We start from the raw sequence: 13344 nt of genomic DNA, 5'->3' as shown, positions 1-13344 counted from the left end.
ACGTTTGCCACCAATCTAACAAAAGCAAGTACTTGATTTCACGGCTGTTTTGTGAAAAATTAATACAGATACGATTCGAAACTAAATGTTTGAATAAGGAGAGAAATAATTATGGACCATCAGACCCCGTCCCCTCCTTCGAAGCCGAAGGAGCCTTCAAAACAATCTAAGAATACATTCATCCCACCAGAGGACAGAAAACAATCCCGTTTTGGAATTGCATCTTTTATCATCTCTATTATAACTTTATTGGGTTATATTATTATGGCTTCGCTCGGAACGACAATGATAGAGCCATATGTTACTCCGGAAGGTCCGATACTACAACCACCTCAGGAGGCACTCGAAGCCATGACATCCCTGGCCGCTGTGTTCGTTATTATCCTGGCTATCAATCTGGTCGGTTTTTTGTTAGGACTGGCTGGAAGCTTCTCCAAAAACCACAAAAGATCTCACTCGGTTATCGGTGCAATTATTAATGGTATCGTCCTATTTATAATTCTGGCTCTTTTCGTATTCGTTCTGAACGGATAGCATAAAATCCCTGCGATATTACCCAGCGTTTGATCGACTGATAAAGGCCCTTAACCTCATTATTTATGAGGTTAAGGGCCTTTATATTTTTCTGAATCTTTTTATGGCAGACCAGCGTATAACCCGTATATAATAGCCAAGTGATCCAATTTCAGGGATATGAAGCGGGGTGAAAAAAATCTTGTATCTACTGTTAAGACGTTTGTCCAATCGTTTGTTCCGTCTCCCTGCTCCTTTTCTTATTGTGTTCTCAGGGATATTTATCATCCTGGCTTCATGCATCATGTACCTTCTTGAACCGGACACATTTAAAAATCCGTTTAACGCCTTCTGGTATGTCATGACTACCCTGACTACAGTCGGTTATGGTGACTTTTATCCAGTAACAGCTGCTGGCAAAGTATTCGCAATATTTCTGTATTTGTTCGGTATTGGCCTACTCAGCTTGGTTATCGGAAAAATCATAGATCTGTTCGTAAACGCCAAAGAAAGGAGGATGAGCGGTAAAGTGGATTATCCGAATAGGAGCCATATCATCATTATCCACTGGAACAAAAAAGCCCAATCTGCGATAGATGAACTGCTTGGTGCCGGAAATCTGAACGAGATTGTCCTGATCGATGATCTGGACAGAATGCCTGTTGAACATCCGAGAGTGCATTTTATAAGCGGTGATCCGGCTTCGGAAGACACGCTCCGGAAAGCAGGCATCGAACGGGCGAAATCAGCCATTATCTTTGGTGACATAAGGATCGACGATCCTTCACTCACAGACGGCAAGTCACTGTTAATCTCCTCTAGCATTGAAAGGCTGGCTCCGGAAGTACATACGACCGTGGAAATTATGCTAGAAAAGCATATTCACAATTTCCGTCATGTAAACATCAATGATTTTATCGTTTCCCATGATGCGGTATCACGCTTGGCTGTACGTTCCGCATTACATGAAGGCAGTACAGAGATATACACCCAGCTTCTCAGCAGCCGGTTCGGAGATGATCTGTATGAAATTCCATGTGATCCTGCCTGGGTCACCTACAGAAATGCTTTCGAGGCACTGCTGACACAAGGTGCAACACTCATCGCTAATCGCGGCAATCTCGGAATTAACCGCATGCTTGATGATCCCATCGGTCAGGATCCGAAGCTGTATGTTATTTGTAATCCCGAGACTTACGCCGGGATAATCAAGAAAGGCAGGTAATTGTTATTTATTATTTATTGAAATATGTCGTCTGGCCGGAAGAAAAGCGTGGAAGATCGAAGCCAGCTGAGGAATCATCGGTCTCACAGGATGAGCTGTTTATTAGAAAATTGGTCGATGCTACGCTCTTGTCCGGGCAGCTGTTCGTGCATTTGTCCCATGAAAGTGATGATCAGTCCGGAGAGTTCATATACGTTACATCCTTTAATCCAGAAGAAGTGGAGACCTACGGCAATGCTATCGAATCTGCTGTCAAAAGCAGTTCCGTTGGCTTCTCCCGTATAGAGTATCTGCTCTGGGATGGCACAGCCTTTCAAACACCGGATCGGCTTTTTCCCGCTCCCACGTTTAAACGGGATATCGCCGCCTACCTTCTCAATCATTATCTAGTATTCAGCAGTCTGACCTATGAAATATTATTCAGCATATATGATCCAACCCACGATAGAGTCTTACTGTTCCTGAAGGAGGCAGATAGTGATGAACAATAACGACATGGCCCCCGGTTCAAAAATGAGATTAGCGGCTTTTGCTTTAATGCTGGCTGTTCCGGCGACCTTAACCGGATGCGGGGACAACTATTATGATGACTGTGATCCCAATATTGAATACTGCGAATATGATTCATCCGGCGGCTATTATTACTATAACGGTGGATCCGGAGTTTATCACGGTAAAGGCACACCTCTTACCCGTTCTCAAAGTGATTCGATCCGTTCTTCAAAAAGCCATTCAGGATTCGGCAGCGGCGGCTCGAGCGGTGTAAGATCAGGAGGCTGATTGACGATGACTGATTCATTATGGCCTATACATCCTCTTGGCAGCACTCAGGAGGACGTATACGGTGGCGAAACCTCCAACATCGTGTCATATCACCGTATGTACGAAAAGGCCTACTGCCTCCCTTCTATCGCTCTATACAGTCCTGGAGAAATATCAGAGCTGAGCACCGCATCAGAAGCGATGGATGCCATATTCCGTAAAACCATGCGTTTTGTACAACGGTACATGCCAGATAGCTATCTGATCCGGCAGCTCGACATCCCCCCCTCTCTTCTGCCGCTTATCCGTGAAGAAATTCCGTTAGGCGGAATAACCAGGCAGGATTGGATCCTCGGACCGCAAGGGATGAAAATGATCGAGAACAATGCCGACACACCGACAGGTATTCCGGAGTCTGCTTACCTTGAGGGGCAGATTCTTAAACGACATACATCATGGAAAGGCCCTTCGGTTAACCTGCAAGAGCTGTTGGGGGAAGAATTAGCTGCCTTCGCCGAATTTTATAAAGCTCGAGGACTTGAGAAATCCGTTACATTCAGCTGCTATGATTGGCATCCTGAGGACCGCTTCAATACGCTCTATCTGATGGAGCAGCTGCGTAGAATGAACGTTCCTGCTCACTATGCTCCTCTGGAGGAGCTGGACATCATACCAGGTAAAGGCCTTTACCATAACGGACGCCAAATCGACATTTGGTACCGGCTTTACCCGCTTGAGTATCTGACACAGGACCGGGATGAGACCTCGGGTCTCAATGTCGGTGAAGCACTGTTGGAGTTGGCATCTGCGGGCAAGATCGGATTAATCAATCCGCCGCAAAATTTCATTTTGCAGAGCAAAGGGTTTCTCGCGACACTTTGGTCGCTGTATGAGCGAAATCATCAGACCGCTGATTACTGTGGATTCACATTGTTTGAACCTGAAGAACTTGAGATTATTTCAACGTACTGTTTGCCCACCTATTTTAGTCCTGAGCCCTTTAAGCTGCAGAATTTACCGTATGTTGCCAAAAGCTATTGGGGCCGTGAAGGGAAAGGAACCTCGCTTCATGGGAGTCAGAAAAAAGATGCTAATGCACCTTCATCGACCGACAGTAATCACGATTCAGAGGAAGACGCGGACATTCTGGCGTATTACAGCGATCAACCAAAGATTTATCAACAATACTGGACTATGCCTTCGGCAGAGGTCGAAACAGAAGAAGGTGTGTACAGCGGTCGTCTCCTAACGGGAGCTTTCGTAGTGGGCGGCCGCTTCGGCGGCGTTTTATCCAGAATAGGAGGAAAGGTTACCGGAGACGATGCTTACTACCTTCCTGCAGCCATCTTCGCACCTGAAGAATAAATTTCATCAACTTAAAGGAGGAGCTTCTTTTTGCAAAATTTCGGGTTAAATCTACTCAATGTCATCATCGGTCTAGGCATTATTCTTGGTGTACTTATCATTGGCTATTTCGTGTTTAGTTCTCTGACACGTTTTGACGACCGCAAAGAAATCACGGGAGGAAATACGGCAGCAGGTCTTTATATGGGAAGCAAGTTGCTTGGTCTCTGTATCATCGTTGCCATGGTATCCTACAGTTCGCATTCCTGGTTGCAGATGATCATTTGGTCACTGATCGGAATGGCCATTCTCTGTCTCGTATATCTCATCTTTGACTGGATCACGCCGCAATTTAAAGTTTGCGAAGAAATCGCGAAGGGCAATATGGCGGTCGCCCAGCTTCTACGTTCGATCATCATCGGGGTTTCCATCGTAGTAGGCACTTTCTTAATGTAAAGAGTATGCATTTTATTAAAAGGGCCTGTCACAGTTTACACATCATGTGAGCTGTCGCAGGCTCTTTCGTTATTCAAAAATAGACCAAGCTGAAAACCGGGTTCCCAGCCATCCACACTCACATAACAACCGCTTGCGAGAATATAATGAAATACTACAGACCTTATGACCGTATTAGGCATAGGCCGAAAGTGGGAGGTGCCTGTCCGTGAAAAACGAAGATGCCCTGTCGTTCGTCGTATCCCGTGAAGATTGGTCGCTCCACCGCAAAGGCTACCAGGACCAGGTTCGCCATCAACGTAAGATCAAGGAAGTAATCAAGCAGAACCTGCCTGATCTCATCACAGAGGAGAACATTATTCTCTCGGATGGTAAGCAGATTATCAAAGTACCGATCCGCAGCCTTGACGAGTACCGGTTCATTTATAATTACCAGAAGCAAAAGCATGTTGGGCAGGGAGACGGTGACAGCCAGGTTGGTGACGTTCTCGGCCGCGATCCTTCACAACAGGCACCCGGAAAGGGAGAGAAGGCCGGAGACCAGCCGGGTCAGGATGTGGTGGAGACAGAGGTCAGTATCGAAGAGCTTGAAAACATGCTGTTCGAAGAACTCGAGCTCCCGCTGCTTCAGCCCAAGGATAAAGAGCAGATCGAAACGCATTCCATCGTCTTCAACGATATTCGTAAAAAAGGCATCATGTCTAATATCGATAAAAAGAGAACGATTCTGGAAAATCTCCGCCGTAATGCTACAACAGGCAATCCAGGTATTCATCACATCAGTCCTGACGATCTGCGTTATAAAACGTGGGATGACACGGTCATTCCCGAGTCTAATGCAGTGATCATTGCCATGATGGATACATCAGGATCGATGGGCTCCTTCGAGAAGTATTGTGCCCGCAGCTTCTTCTTCTGGATGACACGTTTCCTTCGCCGGCAGTACGAAAAAGTTGAAATTGTGTTCATCGCACACCATACGGAAGCCAAAGAAGTAACCGAGCAGGATTTTTTCACACGTGGTGAGAGCGGAGGTACAATCTGTTCTTCGGCTTACATTAAGGCACTCGATATTATCCACTCACGCTATCCCTCTTCCAAATACAACATCTATCCCTTTCATTTCTCGGATGGCGACAACCTGACCTCAGATAATGAACGATGTGTTAAGCTGATCGGTGAGCTTCTCAAAGTAAGTAATATGTTCGGGTATGGCGAAGTCAACCAGTACAACCGCAGCAGCACGCTGATGTCAGCGTATAAGAACATAAAAATGGATCAGTTTTTATACCATGTGATCAAGGACAAAGGCGAGGTTTACGAGGCACTCAAAACTTTTTTCAAAAAAAAGGAGGGGGCTATTAGCTAGTAATTATTGGAATACACATTAAAGGCTACGGGGGAGGTTACAGACACCTCCTCTTCTTTATGGAGCTGCAGACGGTAGTTAACAACGAGCCGACACCTCTTTCTACCTTTCGTTTTTTTTCGACATGAGGGTTAGTTAAAATTCTGTCTTTTTATTGACATCGATATGTTTCCTCAGGTTTACCTTTTTGTCACCTACTTTTTTTCCAGCGGTGCTAGTATTAACCTACGACATCTTGTTTTGGAAAGGGAAGGTTTAAACATGTTCCAAATGACTTTCTTGTATAATAGCACCCAGACGTTTGTGAATATGAACTTCACTGCGGCAAACCGGTTTTTTTACGACAAAAACTTCCGTAATTCGTGCAAGGCAGGGGTGATAACCTGTGCCTGAACCATTGAAAAAAGAATCTCGCTACATGCCGGGACTGGATGGACTTAGAGCTTTGGCGTTGATCGGCGTCATGAGCTATCATTGGGGCCTTAAATTTGCCCCTGGTGGTTTCTTGGGAGTTAGCATATTTTTCGTGCTCTCCGGCTACTTGATCACAGATATACTGGCAGCGCAGTGGCGCACAAATGGCAGACTCGACCTGAAAGATTTCTGGTACAGAAGATTCCGGCGGCTGCTTCCAGCCATGTTCGCAATGCTTATCATCATTGTTGCATGGGTTACTCTATTCGATCACTCCCGAATGTCGACGCTCCGAGGAGACGTTACAGCGGCAGTCACATACATAAGCAACTGGCAGTTTATATTTCAAGACGTATCTTATTTCGAATCCTTCGGCCCTCCTTCTCCCTTGGGACACATGTGGTCCCTGGCGGTAGAAGAGCAGTTTTATCTTTTATGGCCGCTCATTATGCTGATCGGTCTTCGTGTATTTCCACGCCGAGGACAAATGTTGTACTTTATCTTCATCCTTGCTAGTATTTCAGCGTTAACCATGGTACTGCTTTACGAGCCTGGCAGAGATCCAAGCCGCGTATATTTCGGCACAGACACCCGTGCATTTGGACTGCTGATCGGAGCCGGTCTCGCCATTATTTGGCCCAGCTATAAGCGGTCCTCCAATGCCTCACCTTTCGTTCGCCTGGGGCTGGACACCGCCGGAACAGCCGCTCTCGTCCTCGTCTTGTACATGATGTGGAAAACAGACCGCTATGATGCAAGTCTTTATCAGGGCGGTATGGTCATTTTGTCTCTTGCTTCAGCTGTCGTCGTTGCTGTCCTGGCTCATCCAGCAGCACTGCTCGGCAAAATATTAGGGAGTAAGCCGCTGCGATGGATCGGTGTCCGTTCCTACGGCATTTACCTATGGCATTATCCAGTTATTATCCTTACAAGTCCGGACGGGAACCCGATAGGGAACAGCGTCTTGCACACATCCTTGCAGGTTGCAGCCAGCGTTATTCTGGCCTCCCTATCCTGGAAGTACATTGAGGAGCCGATTCGCCATGGAGCCCTTAAAACACTATGGCAAAAAGTGCGTCATCCACAATGGCGTCCGGGACGGCTCTCTCTAAAAAGCTGGGTCGTTTCATGCAGCACTCTTGTGTTGATCGGAATATTTTGTGCAGGGATGATGACAAGCGTCTCCGGTGCTACAACGGCTCAGGAATCCGAAGAAGCTCTCGTGGACGTCCTTATGCCCCCTGCTGATCCAGCTGTAGAGCCAGAACAGGATAACAGTATAGAAGCTCCTTCCCAAGGTAATGACACCCCTCCGGACAGTACGGCTACTTCCGGAGATCAAGGAGCAACACCTGTAAAGAAACCCAAGCCTGACCAGAATCCTGAAGAGGACCAGGCAGCTGTGCCAACAGAAAATCCTGTACATAAAGAGCCAGCAGCTAAGAATCCCGATGGCAGCAAGAATGGAAACGAGTCTACCGGTAAACCAGGTACACCCGAAAAGGAAAAACCTGCCGAGAATCCGGATAAATCCAAGATACCAGGCAACAAACCATCGGATAGTACAGCCAAGAAACCCAACAACTCGAAACAGCCAGGCGGCGGTACCCAAAAGCCTCAGGACGGATCATCCGTCACAGCGATAGGCGATTCTGTAATGGTCGGTGTCACGCCTTATCTGCAAAAACAGCTTCCCGGAATAATGATTGATGCCAAGATCGGCCGGCAAATGTATCAGGCGGATGAGCTAATCCCAGGGCTAAAAGCCAAAGGACGGCTGAACGGGGTCGTAATCATTGGCCTGGGAACGAACGGAGCTTTTGCTGAGAAGGATTTGAAGTCTCTGCTCAGTTCCTTGAGCACGGCCAAACAAGTAATTCTTGTAAACACTAAAGTTCCAAGAGACTGGGAGCGCAACGTAAACACCATGCTGGCTGAGACCAGCAAGAAGTTCACGAATACCACGCTTGTGGATTGGTATGCTGCAAGTAAGGATCATCCCGAATATTTCAGATCAGACCGTGTACATCTGGAGCCTGAAGGAGCTGCTGCATACACCTCTCTTATTATGAATGCCATTAAAAAGTAAACACTCGCACTTATACCTGTTGAATAGAAGAACATGGTTAATTCACCCAAAAGGCTTATTCCCTTCTCTTTCAAAGAAGGGAATAAGCCTTAATTTTGTCTTTTTTTATAAGAAATTATCGAAAATACAGGGTAATCCCAGTTCAACAGGTGGTCAAATTTTATATTATCTTTTATGATGATATAGATGAGTAATAATTAACTATCCGTTAAACAACCATTTGAGGAGTGAGTTTTTTGAACAAGATAGGTAGAAATGATGCCTGTCACTGCGGCAGCGGCAAAAAATACAAAAAATGTTGTCTTGAGAAAGACCGCGAGGCAGAAAGACAACCCCATCATATCGAACCTTCCCATGAAGAGAAGCAGGCTATGCTGAACGCACCGTCTACGTTAACGGAGTTCTTGGCTTCGCTTCGGGAAATGAAATGGGACAATGATTCTTACCGCGAGTTGGCGGAAGAACTATTCCCGCAGTTATACAACGATTATGAGTTCAATGAGAAAGAAAAAATGGTCGTTCTTTTTAACGTGCTCATTCTCTGGAACGGCTTCTGTATGAAGGAGTCCCCGCGTTTCCGCAAACCGGGCGGCTTTAAGGCAGCTTTGGATCAGCTGTACACACGTGCGCTCGATATTCCTGTCACTCAAACCGAGCTTGCTACCAAACATGAAGTGGCGGCCACTACTCTATCCAAATCTTTCGGTCAACTCAACCAATTCATGGAGCAGCTGGCTGCAGCTTAATATAAATCCCATGTACATTTCAGCAAAGGCGGTGCCTTTCTTTATGAAATATATTGTATCCATGAAGTGGCTCCTTGCCCGAATGTTTGAACCGGACCTGGTCATTGTTGACTGCCGTTTTACATTAGGGCAGCCCGAAACCGGAAGGCAGGGTTACAAGGAGGGGCATATTCCACGCGCAGTATACTTGGATTTGGATAAAGACCTCTCATCCCCCCTTTCATCGCATGGCGGACGCCATCCCTTGCCGGACATGAACGTATTTGCCGGGAAGCTCGGCCATGCAGGCATCGATAAAGAAAAACGTGTTGTCATATACGATGATCAGAGCGGCATGGTAGCCAGCCGGCTTTGGTGGATGTTGAAATATACGGGGCACCAGAACGTTTATATTATGGATCAAGGGTTCTCGGCGTGGAAGAACGCGAGTTACCCGGTGACGGCAGAAACACCGGTCGTCATTCCGGTCCGTTATGAACCGGAAATCCAGCAGACCATGCTGGTGGATGTTGAGGACGTCATACAAGCAATCAACAACGGATCGGCTTATCTCATCGATTCCCGGGAACAACGCCGTTATGAGGGCGTCGAGGAGCCCATTGATCCCGTCGCTGGTCACATCCCAGGAGCTGTGAATTACTTTTGGAAAGAGCTTTTGAATGAACAAGGACGCTGGATCAGCATCGAGGAAATTCTGCAGCGCTTCCACGACGTTCCGAAGGATAAGGATGTAATTGTGTACTGCGGATCCGGCGTCTCTGCTTGCCCGAACGTGCTCGCTCTGGAAGAAGCAGGCTTCACGAATGTGAAGCTGTACGGGGGCAGCTGGAGCGATTGGATCTCGTATGAGGACAATCCGATTGCAACGGGAGAGGAATAAAAACAAAGAGCCCGCTTCAGACGTGGGCTCTCAAGGTACAAAAAAGGAGGCTGTTTCTTTGGGAATTCCCAAGGAAACTGCCTCCTTTTTTTTTTGCTGATCGAAAAAAACGCAACATTAGCACCAAATGGCAGATGCCACACCTCATTGCCGGAATCTGCAAAGCAGAACAATGGCATCCCATTATCCGACGTCATCGGAAGCATAAGACAGCATGTTCTCACGGTACCTGCCCGGCGTAACCCCTTCAAGCTTTTTAAAGGCACGGATAAAAACAACGTCGCTTGTATATCCGACAAGCAGCGCGATCCGGGCGTTGGTGAGGTCCTTGTCGCACATATGCTGCTTGGCAAGCTCAATTCTTTTTCTGGCAATATAGTCGCTAAGGTTGATGCCGCTATGCTTTTTGTAAAAAGTAGATACATATTGAGGCGTCATCTCAAAGCGTTCGGCCATCATGCCAAGGCCCATATTCGGGTCCGTGAAATTCTCCTCCAAAAATTGCTCCATATCCTGCAGCAGCTGAATGCAATGATCGGTACGATCCGTGACAAGCGATTCGGTCAGCAATTCATACAGTTTTTTGATGCGCTGCTGCATGCCCTCCGCGGTCTCATACGAAAAAATATCCTTTACAAGGTCAATATCCCGTCCTAAAATATCATGCTGGTCCGTCCCGGTTGAATTGATGATCTTCAAAAACGTGCTTGTGATGTTAAAGAACAGGCATCTGCCGAATTCCGGCGTAATGCTGCCTGACTCAAAGTTCATCATGTAAATCGTGTCCAGCAGCTTAAGAACATTTTCCATGTCCCCGCTGCGGACGAAATTGATCAGCTGCACCTCGATGTCGATCGGATAGTAATAATGCGAGTGGACGTTCGTAATATCCTGAAAGTAGATAATCGTCCCTCCGCCTTTAATGATGCGGTATTCAAGTGCCGCTACCGCTTCCGCATAACTCTCGCCAACGCTCTTCGCCCCGACGTGCGGAAGACCGACGGCCACGGTAATATCAATTTTGAACCGCTGCTCGATCAGGTTTTTCAGCGACTCAGACATCTCCTTGATGACCTGCTCCGCATTCTCGGGCTGTTCCGACGAAAAGTTGTTCAGCAAGGCCACCCGGTCGTGGTCCAGCTCGACGGCAAAAGCCTTATGCGGCTCTTGGATGATATCCATGCCGATGTTGGAGACGATAAATCTGGCGAGCGCCCACATCTCCTCGCTTTGCTCCTCGTTGAACCTCAAAATGCTGTCAAGCTGGACAACGATCACCGCAAAGTAATCGCTTACAAATGAAATGTCCATAAACATCAGCGCTTGCCCGCCCTTCTCCGAGGTATCCACGTCCATTTGTCCCCGGATCAGACGCGAAAGATAATTGGAACGTATGACAGGAGTTTGCTGGGCCAACATGCTACGCAGCGTCTTTTCTTCATGAAGAGAGCCTTCAATGGTTTGCAAAATAAAGTCGTATTCATTTACAGACGGTTTGCCGCTCCAATTTTTCCCTCTGAGAATGGTGTTCACCGCTCTTCGCAGCGGGCTGTAGTTTCGGTATGTAAAGATAAAAGCGGCCGACAAGCCGACGGTAAGGCATAAGGCAAACAAAATGATCGTCCAGTTTTTAATCAGAATAACTTGCTGCATAAAAACGCTTCTTGGCGTAACTAAAACATATTTCCAACCTTCCTCTTGGGAAGGGGTATACGAAATAACTTTCGGGTCCCCGTTCAAGGTTTGGTTGAACAGACCTCCATTCCCGTTGATCCGTGACAAAAGCTGCGAAGGGAGTGGCTCCTTATCCGATGCCATGATGGTTCTCCCATCACCGTCAACGATATAGATCGAACTGTCGCTTGCGGATTCAATCTGGGCAAACATCGCTTTGATTTGGCTTTCATCGATCAAAATGACAAAACTACCCGTAATGTCGCTCCGGTCGCGTCCGGGGAGAGATTGCGTAAACGTAATGACGTTCAGCGGCGTTTTCTGGATGCTTTGCATGGGATCATATTCCGCGCGCCGGAGCAGTGTAGCCGAAGGCAGATATGCCATCGTGTGAAAGCTGGTCAGCATCCCTTCCCGCCACTGCTCATATGACATACCCTGGTAGCTGTAATACATATCATAAAATTTATGCGAGTCCGTCAACAGACCGGACTTCAGTACCAGATCGCTGTTGCGGAAGTATACGTAATAATCCAATATAAAGTTGGTTATGTTGCCCGGCCGGGACATCGTGTCTCGCATAAATTCGATAAATTTATAGCGGTCCGGGCTGTTTTGATCCTCATTCAGCTTTAATAAATACTCGAGCTTCGGATCGAAAACAATCTGCTGGGCAAGTTTTTTCACTTCGTTCAGTTTGCTGTCCAAAGACAGCTTAAGCTGCTCCAACATCGCTTGGTTAGAACGGTTAGCCTCATTTTGCAGGCTTGCTTCCACTTTGGTATACAGAAAAGCTCCCATCGATACAGGGATCAGCAGAAGAACCAGGTTGGAGATTAACATCGTCATCCATACACTTCTCAAATTGCGGAATCCAAGCGGACGAAGCAGCCTTTTCAACAAGCATCCCCCCCTACCATTTCATGCATTTAATGTGTAAAAATGATTATTTAAATTCATTATAATGCAATCGGTAAGGGGTGGACACCATTTTATTCCTTAATGGCGCCGATCAATACCCCTTTGACGAAGTATTTTTGCAGGAAAGGATACAAGCAAATAATCGGCAGCGTGGAAACGATAATCGTTGCATATTTGATCGTCTCGCCAATCGCATATTTATCGTCCGCTGCGACGCCCGTTGACATCGAGTCCGTCGAATTGGCAATCAAAATTTCACGCAAAATCAGCTGCAGCGGATACATGGTACGGTCCCGCAAATAGACCAGCGCCGAAAAGTATGAGTTCCAATGTCCAACCGCATACCATAAAATCATGACCGCAATCACCGGCATAGACAGTGGAATGACGATTCGAAACAGAATGGTAAGTTCCCCGGCTCCATCGATTCTAGCCGACTCTTCCAAGGAAACCGGCACTCCCTGAAAAGCGGTTCTCATAATGATCATATTAAAGGTGGAGATGGCGCCGGGAATCAGCAGAGCCCACGGTGTATTCATCATCCCCAGCTTATTGATCAGAATATAATTCGGAATCAATCCGCCGCTGAACACCATCGTCAGTACAATCCCGAACATCATCACATTTTTGAAATACAAATTTCGACGGGAAAGCACGTATGCCCCAAGTGCCGTCATCAACAGATTGATTGCCGTTCCGGCCGCCACGTAGAAGAGCGTGTTCCTGTAACCGCTCGTAATCATCGGATTTTGGAAAACCGCTTTGTATGCTTCCAGGTTGAATCCGAGCGGCTTCAGCAGCATGCCCCGGTGTTGAATAAAACTCGATGCCTCACTTAAGGAGGCAAACAGAACATACAAAAACGGGTATAACGTAACGAAACAAAGAAGCAGCATCAGCAGCGTATTAATAACGCTGAATACTTTTTCACCTGTTGTTTGTGCGCCCATT

12 protein-coding genes are annotated in these 13344 nt (G+C 46.9%); 10 read left to right on the top strand and 2 right to left on the bottom strand.

Annotated elements, in window-relative coordinates:
* Positions 1 to 111 precede the first annotated feature (111 nt).
* From B9N86_RS06235 to B9N86_RS06190, 10 genes are all read left to right on the top strand, one after another.
* On the top strand, positions 112 to 534 hold the full coding sequence (locus B9N86_RS06235) for a hypothetical protein (RefSeq protein ID WP_208918238.1): 423 nt from the start codon (positions 112 to 114) through the stop codon (positions 532 to 534).
* 169 nt (positions 535 to 703) lie between these two features.
* Positions 704 to 1738, top strand: a complete 1035-nt coding sequence (locus B9N86_RS06230; protein WP_244562976.1) for a potassium channel family protein — start codon at positions 704 to 706, stop codon at positions 1736 to 1738.
* 17 nt (positions 1739 to 1755) lie between these two features.
* Positions 1756 to 2229: a hypothetical protein gene (locus tag B9N86_RS06225; protein WP_208918237.1), complete on the top strand. Its 474-nt coding sequence runs from the start codon at positions 1756 to 1758 to the stop codon at positions 2227 to 2229.
* Complete coding sequence (locus B9N86_RS06220) at positions 2219 to 2518, top strand: hypothetical protein (protein ID WP_208918236.1); 300 nt, start codon at positions 2219 to 2221, stop codon at positions 2516 to 2518. Before B9N86_RS06225 ends, B9N86_RS06220 begins: the two co-directional genes overlap by 11 nt.
* Before the next feature lie 6 nt (positions 2519 to 2524).
* On the top strand, positions 2525 to 3865 hold the full coding sequence (locus B9N86_RS06215; RefSeq protein ID WP_208918235.1) for a glutathionylspermidine synthase family protein: 1341 nt from the start codon (positions 2525 to 2527) through the stop codon (positions 3863 to 3865).
* Between the two features lie 30 nt (positions 3866 to 3895).
* Entirely contained in the window at positions 3896 to 4300 is a 405-nt protein-coding gene (locus B9N86_RS06210) for a DUF350 domain-containing protein (protein ID WP_208918234.1), read from the top strand.
* A 208-nt stretch (positions 4301 to 4508) separates the two neighbouring features.
* On the top strand, positions 4509 to 5669 hold the full coding sequence (gene yhbH / locus B9N86_RS06205; protein ID WP_208918233.1) for a sporulation protein YhbH: 1161 nt from the start codon (positions 4509 to 4511) through the stop codon (positions 5667 to 5669).
* Between the two features lie 385 nt (positions 5670 to 6054).
* Complete coding sequence (locus tag B9N86_RS06200) at positions 6055 to 8172, top strand: acyltransferase family protein (protein ID WP_342193639.1); 2118 nt, start codon at positions 6055 to 6057, stop codon at positions 8170 to 8172.
* A 236-nt stretch (positions 8173 to 8408) separates the two neighbouring features.
* On the top strand, positions 8409 to 8918 hold the full coding sequence (locus B9N86_RS30155) for an SEC-C metal-binding domain-containing protein (RefSeq protein ID WP_244562975.1): 510 nt from the start codon (positions 8409 to 8411) through the stop codon (positions 8916 to 8918).
* Between the two features lie 43 nt (positions 8919 to 8961).
* Complete coding sequence (locus B9N86_RS06190) at positions 8962 to 9798, top strand: sulfurtransferase (protein ID WP_208918232.1); 837 nt, start codon at positions 8962 to 8964, stop codon at positions 9796 to 9798.
* Between the two features lie 183 nt (positions 9799 to 9981).
* Here B9N86_RS06190 and B9N86_RS06185 read toward each other — a convergent pair whose 3' ends face one another.
* Together B9N86_RS06185 and B9N86_RS06180 are read right to left on the bottom strand one after the other, a co-directional pair.
* Positions 9982 to 12375 (bottom strand): helix-turn-helix domain-containing protein, encoded by a 2394-nt coding sequence (locus tag B9N86_RS06185; RefSeq protein WP_244562974.1) that lies wholly within the window; start codon positions 12373 to 12375, stop codon positions 9982 to 9984.
* 89 nt (positions 12376 to 12464) lie between these two features.
* Complete coding sequence (locus B9N86_RS06180) at positions 12465 to 13343, bottom strand: carbohydrate ABC transporter permease (protein ID WP_208918231.1); 879 nt, start codon at positions 13341 to 13343, stop codon at positions 12465 to 12467.
* Between the last annotated feature and the right edge of the window lies 1 nt (position 13344).

The organism is Paenibacillus uliginis N3/975 (genome assembly GCF_900177425.1).
GTDB lineage: Bacteria > Bacillota > Bacilli > Paenibacillales > Paenibacillaceae > Paenibacillus_AQ > Paenibacillus_AQ uliginis.
Note: the sequence above shows the minus strand (reverse complement) of the source record. Positions and strands in the feature narration are given on the sequence as shown.